We start from the raw sequence: 15,651 nt of genomic DNA on the forward strand, positions 1-15,651 counted from the left end.
CAAAGCACAAAAATAGAGTTAGGAAATCCTAACTCTATTTAAATACAATCTCGCATATCCATAGGGATGCTATGACTGCTGCCACATGGGAAATTAGGGCAGCCCACATGGTATGTCTGGATTTTTTTATACCTATTGCCCCAAAATATACGGCCATAGTATAAAATATGGTCTCTGCTGATCCCATCATGGTAGATGCTACCCTTCCTATAAAAGAGTCTGCTCCATAGGTATTAATAATATCCTTTACTACTCCTAAGGCTCCACTCCCTGATATGGGCCTCATTATTATAAGTGGAGTCAATTCTTTAGGAATATTAAAAGTATCTGTTATAAAGCTTATGATCTTTATAAAAAAATCCATTGCTCCAGAAGTTCTAAATATACCTATAGCTAAAAATATACCTATAAGATAGGGCATTATTCTTATGGCTGTATTAAATCCTTCCTTGGCCCCTTCCACAAAGGCCTCATATATATCCACTCCTTTTATAAACCCATGGACCAATATTGTAGTCATTATGATGGGTATAATACTGAGGGATATTAAATTAAGTATATCAGTCATAAATAAATACCCTTTCTAATAGCTTAGCCGCTATAATCCCAACTATAGTTGATATAGTAGTACTAATTAATGATGTAGCTATTATTTCCGTTGGATTTAGGCTTCCCGCATCTGCCCTAATTTTTAAAACTGATAGAGGAACTAATTGAACAGAGGACATATTTACTACTAAAAACATACACATTGCATTAGTAGCCCTTTCCTTCCTAGGATTTATCTTTTGCATCTCCTCCATAGCCTTAATCCCAAGAGCTGTTGCAGAATTCCCTGCTCCAAACATATTCGCTACTATATTCATAACTATAGATCCAATTGCAGGATGATTCTTAGGTATATCAGGAAACAGTAGCCTAATAAGGGGATTCATTATAACTGATATTCTCCTTATTAAGCCAGATTTTTTGGCTATATTCATAAGACCCAACCATACTGACATAACACCAATTAGACCTATAGCAAGCATTACGGCATCTTGAGTGTTGGTTATAACCACACCATTTATTTTATCTATATTTCCATTAATTATAGCAGCTAACACACCTGTTATTATCATAAAAAACCAAATGTACTTCATATTAATCACCTATAAAAATATATTCATAGGTCCTGTCTATATATGAGTAAAACTTTTAGATTGTTTCATAATTATTTTCCTGTGTTTAAAAGTTTATTTTAATATTTGGAAAATATTGATATAATTAAGAATAAATCTTATTATAAAAAATACATTGTATAAATAAATGAGGAGTGATATTATGAACATACAGATAAGTCTTTTGGACTTAGGTATAATTATTATGGGTATATTAGGAATAATTCTTTTAGGATATGCCATCATAGTATTAAAAAACTTTAATGATAGTTTAAAAGTAGTTAAAAATTTAATAGAATCTAATGAAAAAAATATTCAAGAAATAATAGATCAAGCTCCAGATATAACTACTAATTTAAATAGCTTAAGTTCTGATATTTCTACTAATGTGCGTGCTGCACAAGGAACTATAAACAATATTCTAGGAACAGGTGAAATAGCTGCATCTCAGTTAGCAGAACATTCTGGAGTAATTTCTCAAGCTCTTGGTTTACTACATATATTACAAAAGGCAAGGGATGTTTTTACAGGGTTCATAAAAAAATAATTGAATTTATATAGGATGAAGATACTATCTTCATCTTTTTTCTTGACTTTTTTGGGGATTTTTGGTATTATTCAATCAAGTAAGAATTTTGTCGAAATTTGCAAGGAGGAGTCAAATGAAGTCTACTGGTATAGTAAGAAAAGTTGATGAACTGGGTAGAGTAGTTATTCCTATCGAGTTAAGACGTACATTAGGAATAAAGGAAAAGGATACTTTAGAAATTTATGTTGATCGTGATAATATAATTTTAAAGAAATATGAACCTACTTGTGTATTCTGTGGAGAATCAGAAGGTATAAAGAAGTTCAAAGGAAAAAATATTTGTTCTACATGTGTTGGAGAACTTTAAAAAAAATCCCCTAAAAGGGATTTTTTTTATGCATCTCTTCCGTATATATTATGTATTTCTTCCGTATACTGGCCATCTTCTGTATACACATATAATGGATCCATAAATTTTAATTCTGGTCTTCCGTACTTAGTACACTCTATTAAAAATATATTTGGCTTTTTATTTTTATTAGGATGTATAAATCTTATTCTTTTAGGTTCTAGTTTGTACTTTCTACATAAATAAATAATATCTACTAATCTATGGGGTCTATGAATCATATAAAAACTCCCCCTGTCCTTAAGCATCTTAAAAGCTGTATATATAACATCTTCTAAATTACACTTAACCTCATGTCTAGATATGGCCTTCATACTCTCAGGATTTAATAAACCTCCACCAGAATTCATATATGGAGGATTAGATACTACCACATCAAAAGTATAATTCTCCACTTTAGAAGGTATTTCCTTTAAATCTTCATTAAGTATTTTTACTCTGTCTTCCAAGTTATTTAACTTAACGCTACGATTTGCCATGTTTGCCACTTCTTCTTGAATTTCTATTCCTACAATTTCTTTTGCATCAGTCTTTCCAGCTAATAATATAGGTATAATTCCAGTTCCGGTTCCTAAGTCCATTACCTTTGAATTTGTCTTTACTTGAGCAAAATTACTAAGTAATACAGCATCTATTCCAAAACAAAAGCCCTTTGGATTTTGAATTAATCTAAGTCCCTTACATTGTAAATCATCTACCCTCTCATGAGGTAAAATTAAGTTATTCATCCCTTATCTCTCCTAATGCTTAGTTAATATATGTATACTTCCCTAATTATACTAGAAAAACAAAAAAGCCCACAAGGGCTTTTTATAGACTTTTCAGTTTTACTTTGGTACTGGTGCATCTACAGGACATACATTAGCACAAGCTCCACAATCAATACATCCTGACTCATCGATTACATACTTGTCACTTCCTGCACTAATTACACTTACTGGACATTCTGGTTCACATGCTCCACAATTAATACATGCCTCTGTAATATTATAAGCCATATTTTTTCACCTCGCATAAAGTTTTATCCTTATCTATTATGCTATATTTTTTTAGGCTTTATACGTATTACTTACTAATTTTTTATTCCTTTGTTTTTTTATTATTCTTCTTAGGTTGCTTATTTTGTTTTGCACATTCTTGTTGACCTTTATGAGGACACTTGCAATCACTACAATTTTTGTCAATCTCGTGTTTATTATTTTTATTGTTATCTTTAGATTCCTTATTTTGTTTTGCACATTCTTGTCCATCTTTATGAGGACACTTGCAATCACTACAATTTTTCTTAATCTCATGTTTCTTATAAATATATATATCTTCACTTAATTTGTTTTTGTCTTTATCTTCCACAAGTCTTACTTTAACAGATTCTAGTAATACATTGTTATCTACTACAATTCCTTCTCCATCTGGAGTATTTATTTTTTCTCCCACATTAGGTAAATTTTCTTTCATACATTCATACATTTCATGCTCATATTTTAAGCAACACATAAGTCTTCCACATATGCCTGATATTTTAGTAGGGTTTAAAGAAAGGCTCTGCTCCTTTGCCATTTTAATGGAAACAGGCTCAAAATCTCCAAGCCATGTGGCACAGCATAAAGTTCTTCCGCATGGACCCAAGCCATTTATCATCTTTGCTTCGTCTCTAACTCCTATTTGTCTTAATTCTATTCTAGTTTTAAATACGGAAGCCAAATCTTTTACTAATTCTCTAAAATCTATTCTTCCATCTGCCGTGAAATAAAATATTATCTTGTTATTATCAAAGGTATATTCCACATCAATCAATTTCATATCTAAATCATGTTTATTTATTTTTTCTAAACAACACTCAAATGCAAACTTTTGCTTTTCCTTATTTTCTTTGTTTATAGACTCATCTTCTCCTGTAGCAATTCTTATTACACATTTTAGAGGAGCTACTATTTCCTCTTCTGATATTTCCTTTATTCCTACTACGACTTCTCCAAACTCTACTCCCCTTGCCGTTTCTACTATGACATTTTGTCCCTTTTCTACTAATATATCAGTAGGATCAAAATAATATATCTTCCCAGCCTTTTTAAATCTTACACCTACAACCTTTACCATTATTGTACCTCCTGTATACATAACAACATATTCTCTATTGTTAACTGATAATTCACATGTGCTCTTAAATCTTTTTTTGATTTCTCAATTTTTTCTATTATTTCCACCAAATTACTACTCTCTAGTTTATATATATGCTCTTGTAATTGAGAAACCTTATCTATATTAATTAAAAAATCATTACAATCTGTTTCTTTAAGTACTATTAAATCTCTAAACCAATATAACATCATGTCTAGTACTTCCTCTACATTATCTTTATACTTATTAAAAAAATCTATACCCTCAAAGAATTTTAAAGGGTCCTTACATATTAATTTATCTAATATATCTATAGTTTCTTCTCTTTTTATATTAAAATCCTCAGATTCTTTTAATTCTATGGCTCTACCTACTATGCCATTTGATAGTTTAGCGTATATTTTAGCTTCATTCTCATTAATATTATATTTTTTTGATATAAACTTTTCAATTAAGTTACTATTTATCCTATTTAATTTTAAAAGTTGAATTCTAGATAATATGGTAGGTAAAAATCTATTTGAATTAGTACTTAACATTATTATAACTGCATAGGCAGGAGGTTCCTCTAATGTCTTTAAAAGTCTATTTTGAGCACTCCCTGTCATTGAATCTGCATCATTTATTATGAATATTTTCTTTTCACTTTCATATGGTTTTCTTATAATTTCCTGTTGAAGACTTTCAATTTGATGGTTCTTTATACTTTTTCCATCTGGATAAATGTATATTAAATCTGGATGATTTTCACTTTCTATTTTTAAACATGACGTACATATATTACAAGAATCACCAGAAAAACTATCACAAAGTATACCTTTAGCAAAGGCTTTTCCTATACTTTTTTTGCCACTTCCAATGGGTCCGTCAATAATATATCCATGGGCAACTTTATCTTTTCTAATAGTTTCTTTTAACTTATCTATTGTTCTTTCATGGCCTAAAATACTCTTAAAATCCATTTATTCCTCCCATTTAGGCTTTTTCAAAGCGATCTACATCAATTACAAAGATAGTAGCTCCTCCTACCTTTACTTCTACAGGATAGGTGGCTAAAAGGCCTGCATTACCCATTATTGGAGTAGGTGCTGTAGCTATCTCTTTCCTTGATTTACACATATCTTTTATTATATCTATTACCTTATCCACTTTTTCCTTTTCTACTCCCACAAATATAGTTGTGTTTCCTGCTCTTAGAAATCCCCCTGTTGAAGCTAATTTAGTCACACCATAGCCATTTTCAGTTAATTTTTCAACTACCCCTTGAGCATCCTCATCATGCACTATAGCAATTATTAGTTTCATACCATAACCTCCCATTTAAATAATTCTATAATATATCATCTATGCGTTTCTTAATATCTTCATGGATTTCTTCTATGGTTTTTTCTGCATCTATTTCTTGTATTCTATCTACATGTTTATCTCTTAATTCTTCATATCCCTTGTAAACTCTTTTATGAAAATCTATTTTCTCATTTTCTAGTCTATCCTTTTCCCCTTGTTTAGACTTTCTCCTAATTCCTTCTTCTGGAGATATTTTAAATAAAAAAGTCACATGTGGCATACAACCATCTATAGCAAATTTATTTATTGCTTCTACTGTGTCTATACCTAAGTTTCTTCCTATGCCTTGGTATACCACACTAGAATCTACAAATCTATCACAAATTACTATCTTGCCCTCGTCTATAGATGATTTTATTACTTCACTTACATGTTGTGCTCTAGATGCAGCGTATAAAAGGGCTTCCGTCATATAATTCATATTTTCATTGCTCACATCTAGTATTACTTTTCTTATCTGCTCACTTATATATGTGCCACCTGGTTCTCTAGTAAGGACTACGTCATATCCTTTATTTTTAAGATACTCCTCTAACATTTTTATCTGAGTTGTTTTTCCTGCTCCATCTGGTCCTTCAAAACTAATGAATAATCCTTTCATACTATACCTCTTCCTAATTTAAATATATACTATTATTTTAACATAAATAAAAAAATATTATAGGTATAGGTTATTCCATAATTTAAAAGAGCAGCATGAAACATGATCATGCTACTCTTTTATACCTTTATTTTATTAATTCATATACTAATACACACGCTTGACCTCTTTTTACTTTTCCTTTGTATTCTATTGGATCAAGAAGTTTATCTATTGCCCCTATTTTTTTAGCTTTAGCTACAGAAACCTTAGCCCAATCACTTACATCATTTGTATTTTTCATATCGTCTAAATCTAATTTTATTTCTCCATATTTTTTCTCATATGCATTTACAACTATTTGAATTAATTCTTCCCCTGATATTTCTTTTTCTGGTTTAAACTCTCCATCGAAACCGCTAATTAGATTATTTCTATAAGCTACAGAAACAAACTTGCTATACCAACTTTCAACCCCTACATCTTCAAATACTTTATTATTTTCATAAGAGTTCATATCTATATCTAATGCATTTACTAAGATGGCAGCTATTTGGGCTCTCGTTATGTACCCTTCTGGGTTAAATTCGTTATTATTAGAGCCAGAAATAATATTTTTTTCTGATAACTTTTCTATATAGTCCCTTGCCCAATGACTACTTATATCTGAAAATATCTTTTTAGGTTTATTATCTTCTTTTTCTATCTCCTTCATAAATCGGCTCTCTTCTCTAGCTCCTTCTTGAATTTCTCTTATTATCTCTTCAATACTTTTTGTTGATCTATTATTCTTTTCACTTTTAGATCCTTTTTTATATTCTCCTATCTCTTTCATAAATTCAGTTTCTTCTCTTGCTGCTTCCATTATTTCCTCTATTATTTCCTCAATACTCTTACTTTTAGATCCTTTTTTATCCATCCCTATCTCTTTCATAAATTCTGTTTCTTCTCTTGCCGCTTCTTGAATTTCCCTTATTATCTCTTCAATACTCTTACTTTTTGTTGACTTATTACTCTTTTTACTTTTAGATTCTTTTTTATCTTTGTCTTTATTTTTGTCTTTATCTTCTCCTATCTCTTTCATAAATTCACTTTCTCTTCTAGCTGCTTCTCTTATTTCCTCTATTATTTCTTCAATACTCTTATCCTTTTTCAACTTGCTGATTTCTGTCATTCTAGATCCAGAAGATACTACTGTATTATTATTTTCTGTTAATCTAGGAATTTTACCTTGTACTCCTATATATCCGTAGGATGTAAAAGTAGTACTTATTAAAAGAGAAATAATTAATAATAGAATTTTGATTTTTTTGTTCATGGCTATCCCTCCCTGCCACAATATATTAGCACAACCAATTGGTAAATTTTGTAATTAGTTGTCGTCTATATAATTTTTATTTATTTTCTATAACTAAAAAACTAAAATTACCCTTTAACCAAGTAGGGCAAAAAATAATAAGAGCTACTAATTAGTAGCTCTCATCATATTTAACTAAGTACTTACTCCATATTTTTTTAATCATCATATTATAGTATTCATATTCAATGTCATCTATAGATAAGTCCGTAATTTTTGTTTCACATTCTCTGCATATACGTTCATCTAATAAATTTATGTATTCCTTAGGTTTTTCCATACACATAATACAATTACTCAAAAGCCTCACCTCTTTATTAATTATGGCCTTTATATAATATTCTATTCACTTACTGTATGTCTGTGTCATAAGAAATTTCAATCTTATTGTACCTTTTTTGGGGGCTTAATCAAAAACATAAAAAAGTAGCCCCTTGGGCTACTTTTTTAATATGACATTACTGCATTTATGGCATTTAGAAGTTCTTTATTAGGTTCAAATACAAACCTATATACATCTCCACCTCTAGTAAATTCACCTATATACCAGTTTTTGGTTTCTCTAGTAGAAATAAATTTATACGTTTTTGCCTTCTTTTCTTTTATTTTTTCTATATCGGCCTTGTCATAGGCTTCAAACAAATCTAGTTCACTTAATTTCAAACTTAAAAAAGAGTGGCTTGCTCTACCAAATACTCTTTCCATTATAAGTTCGTCACCTATTATCTTATAATTATAATAAGAAATTCTCCTATATATAATATATAGGCAGGCACATACTGCTAACCCAAATGATAATAAAGCTCCTATGGTTGCTAGGATAGGACTTACTATTTTTAATAATCTTAAAGAAATATCAAGTGTGATAATAGTTCCTATAATCATTAGACAAAGTTTCCAAAATGATAACCTTTTTTGTTTAATAGTCTGCTTAATTATATACATTTTAGACTCCCCTTATAATAAAATATATGTCCATACAAATTGTATATAGATATAATAATATCATGTTATAAAATTTGTATCAAATAAAAGTGTTTTATATTAAATTTATTTCAAAAGAAAAAAGAAAGTATTTAAATACTTTCTTTACTAATAATTCTAATATTAATATATTATTTTGCTATCCTTATGTGCCCATAATTTTTCTGAACCCTCACTCTTTTTGGGGAAGGTTTTTTCTCTATATTTTCTAGCACATCTCTAATTAAATATATTTGTAAGCATGCCATGGGTATACACAACATCACTGTTAAAATAATTTTTATAATCATACTCTAACCTCTTTTATAAAGACTTTATACCTTCTTATTCTATATAATAACCCTTTTTCCTCTGTCTATAAATGGCCATATATTACTATTTTTGTAGCAAATTGTTGAATGGTTAAAGTTTTTATAAAAAACTGGCTTTTTATCTACTAATTTAATACTTTATTTGCGATTTCTACGGCTACCTTCGCATCCTTAGCATAAAAATCTGCCTTAATCATTTGTGCATATTCTTCATTTAATACGGCTCCACCTACAAAAACTTTACAGCCTACTTCATTTTCCCTTAAAAGCCTTATGGTTTCTTCCATACTCTTTACCGTAGTAGTCATAAGTGCACTTAATCCTATTAATTTTATATTTTCATCCTTAGCCACTTCTACTATCTTCATAGGATCCACATCTTTTCCTAGGTCTATTACTTCAAAGCCATAGTTTTCTAGTATAACCTTAACTATGTTCTTACCTATATCGTGAATATCACCTTGTACTGTGGCTAATATTAATTTGCCTTTACTTATTTGTTCTTCTTCCTTCTTTATTTTTTCCTTTATAACTTCAAAGGCCACTTTTACCGTTTCTGCAGATATTATAAGTTGTGGTAAAAATACACTTCCCTCTTCAAATCTATTCCCCACTATATCTAGAGCTGGAATTAAATCTTCATTTACGATTTTAAGGGCAGACTTCTCTTTTAAAAGCTCTATAGTCTTATCCTTAGCCTCTGCCTTTAACCCCTTTATTATAATTTCTTGTAATGTTAGATCAGATGTTTTCACATCCTGTTTCACATTTTTAACATGCTTAAACTTGTCTATATAGACTTTTGCGTCCCTATCCTCATTTGCAAGGACTTTATAGGCATATACAGTCTCTAGTATGTCATCATCCTTAGGATTTATTATGGGAGCATCTAATCCACTTGCCAATGCCATACTTAAAAAGGTCTTATTTAATAACCTTCTGTTTGGTAGTCCAAAGGACACATTACTAACTCCTAAGGTGGTTCTTACATTAAACTTTTCCTTTACCATCTTTACTGCTTTTATAGTCTCTAGTACTTCCTCCTGTTGAGCACTGGCAGTAAGAACTAGACAATCTATTAATATGTGCTTCTTATCTATTCCATATTCCTTCGCCCTTTTTATAATCTTTTCTGCTATTTTCACCCTATCTTCAGCTTTAGATGGTATTCCATCTTCATCTAGTGTAAGACCAACTACACAAGCTCCATATTTTTTAACTATGGGAAATATGTCCTTCATAACAGATTCTTTTCCATTTACAGAGTTTATTATGGCTTTTCCGTTATATCCCCTTATGGCCGCCTCTATGGCCACAGGGTCCGTACTATCGATTTGTAGGGGTAAGTCTACTATAGACTGGACTTCTTTCGTTACGTCCCTTAATAGGCTTATCTCATCGATTTCTGGTAGGCCTACATTCACATCTAATACATGTGCTCCCTTTTCCTTTTGTAGTATGGCTTCTTTTAATATATAGTCTATATCCTTATTCCTAAGTGCTTCTTTAAACTTTTTCTTTCCTGTTGGATTTATTCTCTCTCCAATGATAACAACTTCATCAATTATTACATTTTTTGTGGCAGAAGTTACAGCAGTAAATTCTTTATTTTCTATTTTAGCTGAATCTTTATCCTTTAGTCTATTTACCACTTCCCTTATGAAATTATCATTTGTACCACAACATCCTCCAAATACTCTAACTCCTAAAGACTGTAGCTCTTCTATGGTAGTTCCAAATTCCTCTGGTGTCACATCATAAACCGTATTTCCATCAACAATTTTAGGTAAACCAGCATTTGGCTGTATCATAACAGGTATTGATGCATAATCTAATATTTTAGTTACTATATGTTTACTTTCATTAGGCCCCAATGAACAATTCATTCCTAATACATCTACTCCAATACCTTCTAGGAAAACTACCATACTAATAGGATCTGTTCCGGTAAAAGTACGTCCGTCTTCTTCAAAGGTCATAGTGGCAAATATGGGTAAATTACTATTTTCTTTTGCTGCCAATACGGCTGCCTTCATCTCATATAAATCTGATATGGTTTCTATTAATATTAAATCACATCCAGCCTTAGTTCCTGCTATTACTTGCCTCTTAAATATGTCATAAGCCCTTTCAAATTTCAGTGTTCCCATCGGTTCCATCATTTGACCTATTGGCCCCATATCTAGAGCCACATATTTATTCCCTGCCACTTCCTTAGCATTTTTCACTGCCGCATCTATTATCTCTTCAACGGAGTAGGATGTATCTTTTAGTTTTAATTCATTAGCTCCAAAGGTATTTGTAGTTATTATGTCTGTCCCTGCTTCTATATATTTTTGGTGAATTTCTTTTACTATTTGAGGATATATTATATTATAGGTTTCTGGTACTTCACCCCTCTTTAATCCTCTTTCCTGTAACATAGTACCCATGGCACCATCAAAAAACAATATGGAATCCTTTAACTTTTCCCTAATATCCACAACTAATCTCTCCTTTTCTAAAACTACAACTCTTATATTTATTGCAACTTAAGCATTTATTTATCTTTTCTTTTTCCTCTATCTGAAACCCAATAAAAGCTGTTACTGATTTTCTAGGTATCAATATACTAGATTCCGTTGAAGTAACTCCAACTCTTTTATTAGCATCTAATATATTTAGTATTTTACTTTGTACTTTAATAGAAAAATCTCCATATCCAGGACTATATCTAAAGGTAATATTTTTACCTTCTTTCCTTGCAATTTCTTTAATTTCATCTTCAACCCCATCACAAATATGCTCTATATAAGTGGTGGCACAGGCATCTAATATGAGAGCCCTTGTTAAACTGATCTTTTCATAATACTTTATCTTAGAATCAACCATACTTCCTAAGGTTGCCACCATTACAGCACATTTAGTGGAATTCTTTAAATGATCCTTTATATTTTTTCCTTCTAAAATAAAGTTAGTATTTTCTAATGTGAACCCATTATCCTTATTTATAGAAAATATATCATACACATATTTGGGTTTAGATATGGATTTTATTTCTGCCATACACTCATCTATAAGATTATTTAGTTTTTCATCCATATGTTGATTCTTATATCCCAAATATCTAAGAACCTCTTTTTTGTCTATACACATCCATATCTCCCACCCTTTACTTATTAAGTATCACTACTTATACGGCTTTTTCATTTAATGCCTTTACTACACAACCTATATTCTTTGTTATTCTATGTGCTATTTCTGGTTTATTCATAGTATATATATGGATTCCATCAATTCCAGAAGATAGTAAATCTATTATTTGCTCTGTAGCATAACATATACCTGCCTCCATTAGGGCTTCCTTGTTATGTTCATATTTATTCATTATTTTCATAAATTTAGGTGGTATATATGATCCACAAAGGGATACAATCCTCTCTACTTGTTTTTTATTAGTAACAGGCATAATCCCTGCTTGTATAGGGATATTTACCCCCTTCTTTACTAAATCTTCATGAAACTTATAAAAATTATTATTTTCAAAGAATAATTGAGTTATTAAAAAGTCTGTACCATAATTAATTTTTCTTATTAAATTTTCTATATCATTATCCATATTATCATTTTCTATATGCCCTTCAGGGTAACAAGCTCCTCCTATGGAAAATTCTCCATTCTTCTTAATATGTTTAACTAAATCGGATCCATATCTGTAATGTAGGGGATCTGGAAATTTGAAATTAGGATCATTAGGAAGATCCCCCCGCAGAGCTAAAATGTTTTCAATATTATTTTCTTTAAGCTCTCTTAGTACACTGTCTATTTCATCCTTTGTTGAAGATATACAAGTAAGGTGGGCCAATGCCTCTATATTATATTTATTCTTAACTATAGATGCAATTTCTAATGTCTTATTTTCCTCACCACTACCTCCTGCTCCATAAGTAACACTTATATAATCTGGTTTTAATTCTGCTAATCCATCAATAGTTTTATATATAGTATCTATAGAACTACTTTTCTTTGGTGGAAAAATTTCAAAAGAAATAACTGGTCTTTTTTGGTTAAATAAGTTTTTAATCTTCATATTCTCACTCCTCATTAAAAATAGGTTATTAACAAAATGAAAAACTCTCTTAAAGATAAGAGAGTTTATATGTTTAAACTTTACTCTCATCTTCCAGCTTAATTGCTGCAGGATTTGGCACCTTAGCTTTTACGCAGGTTGCCGGGCTTCATAGGGCCAGTCCCTCCACCTCTCTTGATGAAATCTGTATTAACTTTTTTAATTTTAAAAAACCTCTTTCATACTGAAAGAGGTTTATCTACTAAAAATAGTTTCTCATCTTTCAGCTTAATTGCTGCAGGATTTAGCACCTTCGCTTTACGCAGGTTGCCGGGTTTCACAGGGCCAGTCCCTCCACCTCTCTAGATAAGTTTTATCATATTAAATTATATCAATTATATATATAGTGGAAACATATGTCAATACCTTTATACTTAATTTTTATTTATTCCAAAAATAATTTTCTTAATTTTGAGAATTTATTGACATCTGTCTTATTTTTTGCTACGATAGTTGAAATATTTTTAAAAGGAGATAAGATATGAAAACATCAGATATTATCATTAAGTGTTTAGAAAAAGAGAATGTAAAATTTATATTTGGGTATCCAGGAGGGGCGGTCTTACCTCTTTATGAGTCTCTCAGACACTCTAATATAGACCATATCTTAGTCCGCCATGAACAATCTGCTGCCCATTGTGCCAGCGGCTATGCCCGGGCTAGTAAAGAAGTGGGGGTCTGTTTGGCCACATCTGGACCTGGAGCTACAAACTTAATCACAGGGATAGCTACTGCCTATATGGATTCTATTCCGCTAGTAGTAATTACAGGCCAAGTAAATTCCAACCTAATAGGTAAAGATGTATTTCAGGAAGCAGATATAGTAGGATCTACAGAACCTTTCACAAAACACAATTATTTAGTTAAAAAAGCTGAGGATATTCCTAAGATAATAAAAGAAGCCTTTTATATAGCAAAGACTGGTCGTCCTGGGCCAGTGCTTATTGATATTCCTGTAGATATACAAAGGCAAAAAATGAAATTCAATTACCCTTCAAACATAAATATACTAGGATATAAACCCACATACAAAGGTCATCTAGGACAAATTAAACGTGCCTTAAATAAATTAAAAGGTTCTAAGCGTCCTCTCATTTGTGTAGGTGGAGGTATAATTTGTGCAAATGCAGTAGATGAATTTAGAGAATTTGTAAACAAGGGACAAATACCTGTAATCCATACTCTTATGGGTATAGGTGCATTAAACGAAGATTCCACATATCATTTAGGAATGATCGGAATCCATGGGAATAAGGGCTCTAAAAATATAGTTAGCCAAGCTGATTTAATAATGATTATAGGAGCCAGAATAGCCGATAGGGCCCATAATCTAATTCAATCTTTAAATAATGATATTGATATAATCCATATAGATATTGATCCAGCTGAAGTGGGCAAGAATATAAAATCCCATGTACCTATAGTTGGTGATGCTAAAACCATATTACAAGAATTCAATAAAAAAATAACTAATCTAGATACTAAGGATTGGATAAACCAATTACAAATTATTAAGTCTACTGAAAAAGAAAATAATATATTAGATGAAAAATATGTGAATCCCAAGGTAGCTCTAAACTATCTATCTGATAAAGCTCACAATGATTGTATAGTTACAGCTGACGTAGGACAAAACCAAATTTGGACTATTAAAAACTTTAAATTTATGGGTAAAAGATCCATATTCACATCTGGTGGACTTGGCACTATGGGATACTCCCTACCTGCATCTATCGGGGCCCAATTTGCCAGTACCAATAAGGTCATATGTGTTACCGGTGATGGTGGTCTTCAAATGTCTCTAGGTGAATTAGGTACTATTGGACAAAATGATCTACCTATACTTATAATTCTATTTAATAATAATAGATTAGGCATGGTAAGAGAGTTACAGTATAATGCCTATGGGAAAGGAAACTACTATGGTGTTGATTTAAAAAATCCAGATTTTATCCTTTTATCTAAGGCCTATGGCATAGATGGTATTCGTGTAAATAACAATAAGGAATTTGAAAAGGTAGTAGAAAATGCTTTAAAATCTGATAAACCTTATTTAATTGAATGTATGGTTAATCCTGATTTTGCAACACTTTAAGGAGGAGATTAAAATTAATAGAAGAGTATTATCCGTATTAGTAGAAAATCAATCAGGAGTCCTAAGTAAAATAGCAGGTCTATTTAGCCGACGGGGCTATAATATAGATAGTCTATCTGTAGGTGAAACAGAAAATCCTAAGATATCACGTATGACCATAACCATTGCTGATGATGATTATATTATAGAGCAAATAACTAAACAGCTTTACAAACTAATTCCAGTTATAAAGGTAATAGAATTAAAACCAGATAATGCCGTTTATAGGGAATTAGTTTTGGTAAAAATTAAAACTACTCTAGAAACTAGAGCATCTCTAATTGAAACTACTAATATATTTAGGGGAAAGATAATAGATGTATCAAAGGATACCATGACTGTAGAGCTCACAGGAGACTCTAATAAAATCTCTGCGTATATAGAAATGATTACCCCTTATGGCATAGTCGAATTTGTGAGATCAGGCTTTGCAGGCTTACAGAGGGGAAATATTAAGATTACTGATTAAAGGGAAGATATTATATCTTCTCTTTTTTTTGGTTGTTAGATTCGTAGGTGCTGGGCTTTGGATGATTTAGAGCAATCTATCGATAACTATCTGAAGCCATTTGGAAAGATAAAAATAAGCAATAAAAAAGACAAAGGATAAAATC

General features: G+C 31.0%; 19 protein-coding genes and 2 riboswitches. Of the genes, 4 read left to right on the plus strand and 15 right to left on the minus strand.

The annotated features are described in order from the left end of the window. Positions 1-34: 34 nt before the first annotated feature. Both CCE28_RS17270 and CCE28_RS17275 read right to left on the minus strand, forming a co-directional pair. Entirely contained in the window at positions 35-568 is a 534-nt protein-coding gene (locus tag CCE28_RS17270; protein ID WP_095134976.1) for a spore maturation protein, read from the minus strand. Then, the gene (locus tag CCE28_RS17275; RefSeq protein WP_095134977.1) at positions 561-1,142 is read right to left on the minus strand and encodes a nucleoside recognition domain-containing protein; all 582 of its coding nucleotides are present in this window, start codon (positions 1,140-1,142) and stop codon (positions 561-563) included. The genes CCE28_RS17270 and CCE28_RS17275 overlap by 8 nt, the downstream gene beginning before the upstream one ends. A gap of 181 nt (positions 1,143-1,323) precedes the next feature. Here CCE28_RS17275 and CCE28_RS17280 point away from each other — a divergent pair, with 181 nt between their 5' ends. Then, positions 1,324-1,707: a hypothetical protein gene (locus CCE28_RS17280; RefSeq protein ID WP_095134978.1), complete on the plus strand. Its 384-nt coding sequence runs from the start codon at positions 1,324-1,326 to the stop codon at positions 1,705-1,707. A gap of 115 nt (positions 1,708-1,822) precedes the next feature. Next, positions 1,823-2,056 (plus strand): AbrB/MazE/SpoVT family DNA-binding domain-containing protein, encoded by a 234-nt coding sequence (locus tag CCE28_RS17285; RefSeq protein ID WP_095134979.1) that lies wholly within the window; start codon positions 1,823-1,825, stop codon positions 2,054-2,056. A 26-nt stretch (positions 2,057-2,082) separates the two neighbouring features. On the opposite strand, the gene CCE28_RS17290 is transcribed toward CCE28_RS17285, so the two are convergent. The 13 genes from CCE28_RS17290 to metF form a co-directional block, all read right to left on the minus strand. Beyond that, complete coding sequence (locus CCE28_RS17290; RefSeq protein WP_095134980.1) at positions 2,083-2,826, minus strand: tRNA1(Val) (adenine(37)-N6)-methyltransferase; 744 nt, start codon at positions 2,824-2,826, stop codon at positions 2,083-2,085. Between the two features lie 99 nt (positions 2,827-2,925). Then, on the minus strand, positions 2,926-3,096 hold the full coding sequence (locus CCE28_RS17295; protein WP_095134981.1) for a DUF362 domain-containing protein: 171 nt from the start codon (positions 3,094-3,096) through the stop codon (positions 2,926-2,928). An 82-nt stretch (positions 3,097-3,178) separates the two neighbouring features. Then, on the minus strand, positions 3,179-4,195 hold the full coding sequence (locus tag CCE28_RS17300; RefSeq protein ID WP_095134982.1) for a PSP1 domain-containing protein: 1,017 nt from the start codon (positions 4,193-4,195) through the stop codon (positions 3,179-3,181). After that, positions 4,195-5,178, minus strand: coding sequence for a DNA polymerase III subunit (locus tag CCE28_RS17305; protein ID WP_095134983.1), 984 nt, complete (start codon positions 5,176-5,178; stop codon positions 4,195-4,197). Before CCE28_RS17305 ends, CCE28_RS17300 begins: the two co-directional genes overlap by 1 nt. A gap of 13 nt (positions 5,179-5,191) precedes the next feature. Then, positions 5,192-5,521 (minus strand): cyclic-di-AMP receptor, encoded by a 330-nt coding sequence (locus tag CCE28_RS17310; RefSeq protein ID WP_095134984.1) that lies wholly within the window; start codon positions 5,519-5,521, stop codon positions 5,192-5,194. Between the two features lie 25 nt (positions 5,522-5,546). After that, positions 5,547-6,164: a dTMP kinase gene (gene tmk / locus CCE28_RS17315; RefSeq protein ID WP_095134985.1), complete on the minus strand. Its 618-nt coding sequence runs from the start codon at positions 6,162-6,164 to the stop codon at positions 5,547-5,549. A gap of 127 nt (positions 6,165-6,291) precedes the next feature. Beyond that, positions 6,292-7,461: an S-layer homology domain-containing protein gene (locus tag CCE28_RS17320; RefSeq protein WP_095134986.1), complete on the minus strand. Its 1,170-nt coding sequence runs from the start codon at positions 7,459-7,461 to the stop codon at positions 6,292-6,294. Positions 7,462-7,612: 151 nt separating this feature from the next. Next, the gene (locus tag CCE28_RS17325; protein WP_095134987.1) at positions 7,613-7,801 is read right to left on the minus strand and encodes a sigma factor G inhibitor Gin; all 189 of its coding nucleotides are present in this window, start codon (positions 7,799-7,801) and stop codon (positions 7,613-7,615) included. Positions 7,802-7,947: 146 nt separating this feature from the next. After that, entirely contained in the window at positions 7,948-8,445 is a 498-nt protein-coding gene (locus tag CCE28_RS17330; RefSeq protein WP_095134988.1) for a hypothetical protein, read from the minus strand. A gap of 170 nt (positions 8,446-8,615) precedes the next feature. Beyond that, positions 8,616-8,774 (minus strand): hypothetical protein, encoded by a 159-nt coding sequence (locus CCE28_RS22335; protein WP_176461896.1) that lies wholly within the window; start codon positions 8,772-8,774, stop codon positions 8,616-8,618. 146 nt (positions 8,775-8,920) lie between these two features. Then, entirely contained in the window at positions 8,921-11,278 is a 2,358-nt protein-coding gene (locus CCE28_RS17335) for a homocysteine S-methyltransferase family protein (RefSeq protein WP_095134989.1), read from the minus strand. Further along, on the minus strand, positions 11,268-11,930 hold the full coding sequence (locus CCE28_RS17340; RefSeq protein WP_095134990.1) for a vitamin B12 dependent-methionine synthase activation domain-containing protein: 663 nt from the start codon (positions 11,928-11,930) through the stop codon (positions 11,268-11,270). Before CCE28_RS17340 ends, CCE28_RS17335 begins: the two co-directional genes overlap by 11 nt. 37 nt (positions 11,931-11,967) lie before the next feature. Further along, positions 11,968-12,864 carry a methylenetetrahydrofolate reductase [NAD(P)H] gene (metF, locus tag CCE28_RS17345; protein ID WP_095134993.1) on the minus strand — a complete coding sequence of 299 codons (897 nt, stop codon included), beginning with the start codon at positions 12,862-12,864 and terminating at the stop codon, positions 11,968-11,970. An 83-nt stretch (positions 12,865-12,947) separates the two neighbouring features. After that, positions 12,948-13,048, minus strand: a riboswitch (SAM riboswitch). Positions 13,049-13,116: 68 nt separating this feature from the next. After that, positions 13,117-13,216: riboswitch (SAM riboswitch) on the minus strand. A gap of 168 nt (positions 13,217-13,384) precedes the next feature. Between metF and ilvB the strand changes: the two genes are divergently transcribed. Continuing rightward, positions 13,385-14,998, plus strand: a complete 1,614-nt coding sequence (ilvB, locus tag CCE28_RS17350; protein WP_095134991.1) for a biosynthetic-type acetolactate synthase large subunit — start codon at positions 13,385-13,387, stop codon at positions 14,996-14,998. Next, positions 14,985-15,506: an acetolactate synthase small subunit gene (ilvN, locus tag CCE28_RS17355; RefSeq protein WP_330396880.1), complete on the plus strand. Its 522-nt coding sequence runs from the start codon at positions 14,985-14,987 to the stop codon at positions 15,504-15,506. The genes ilvB and ilvN overlap by 14 nt, the downstream gene beginning before the upstream one ends. Positions 15,507-15,651: the final 145 nt, after the last annotated feature.

It is taken from the genome of Anaeromicrobium sediminis (genome assembly GCF_002270055.1).
GTDB classification, from domain to species: Bacteria; Bacillota; Clostridia; order Peptostreptococcales; family Thermotaleaceae; genus Anaeromicrobium; species Anaeromicrobium sediminis.

What these genes read in the sequence shown, in the direction of transcription:
- CCE28_RS17285 (WP_095134979.1), top strand. Translation starts at nt 1,823, where the DNA reads ATGAAGTCTACTGGTATAGTAAGAAAAGTTGATGAACTGGGTAGAGTA.
- CCE28_RS17320 (WP_095134986.1), bottom strand. Translation starts at nt 7,461, where the DNA reads ATGAACAAAAAAATCAAAATTCTATTATTAATTATTTCTCTTTTAATA.
- CCE28_RS17330 (WP_095134988.1), bottom strand. Translation starts at nt 8,445, where the DNA reads ATGTATATAATTAAGCAGACTATTAAACAAAAAAGGTTATCATTTTGG.
- tmk (WP_095134985.1), bottom strand. Translation starts at nt 6,164, where the DNA reads ATGAAAGGATTATTCATTAGTTTTGAAGGACCAGATGGAGCAGGAAAA.
- ilvB (WP_095134991.1), top strand. Translation starts at nt 13,385, where the DNA reads ATGAAAACATCAGATATTATCATTAAGTGTTTAGAAAAAGAGAATGTA.
- CCE28_RS17310 (WP_095134984.1), bottom strand. Translation starts at nt 5,521, where the DNA reads ATGAAACTAATAATTGCTATAGTGCATGATGAGGATGCTCAAGGGGTA.
- CCE28_RS17275 (WP_095134977.1), bottom strand. Translation starts at nt 1,142, where the DNA reads ATGAAGTACATTTGGTTTTTTATGATAATAACAGGTGTGTTAGCTGCT.
- CCE28_RS17290 (WP_095134980.1), bottom strand. Translation starts at nt 2,826, where the DNA reads ATGAATAACTTAATTTTACCTCATGAGAGGGTAGATGATTTACAATGT.
- CCE28_RS17305 (WP_095134983.1), bottom strand. Translation starts at nt 5,178, where the DNA reads ATGGATTTTAAGAGTATTTTAGGCCATGAAAGAACAATAGATAAGTTA.
- CCE28_RS17295 (WP_095134981.1), bottom strand. Translation starts at nt 3,096, where the DNA reads ATGGCTTATAATATTACAGAGGCATGTATTAATTGTGGAGCATGTGAA.
- CCE28_RS17280 (WP_095134978.1), top strand. Translation starts at nt 1,324, where the DNA reads ATGAACATACAGATAAGTCTTTTGGACTTAGGTATAATTATTATGGGT.
- CCE28_RS22335 (WP_176461896.1), bottom strand. Translation starts at nt 8,774, where the DNA reads ATGATTATAAAAATTATTTTAACAGTGATGTTGTGTATACCCATGGCA.
- CCE28_RS17300 (WP_095134982.1), bottom strand. Translation starts at nt 4,195, where the DNA reads ATGGTAAAGGTTGTAGGTGTAAGATTTAAAAAGGCTGGGAAGATATAT.
- CCE28_RS17340 (WP_095134990.1), bottom strand. Translation starts at nt 11,930, where the DNA reads ATGTGTATAGACAAAAAAGAGGTTCTTAGATATTTGGGATATAAGAAT.
- metF (WP_095134993.1), bottom strand. Translation starts at nt 12,864, where the DNA reads ATGAAGATTAAAAACTTATTTAACCAAAAAAGACCAGTTATTTCTTTT.
- CCE28_RS17270 (WP_095134976.1), bottom strand. Translation starts at nt 568, where the DNA reads ATGACTGATATACTTAATTTAATATCCCTCAGTATTATACCCATCATA.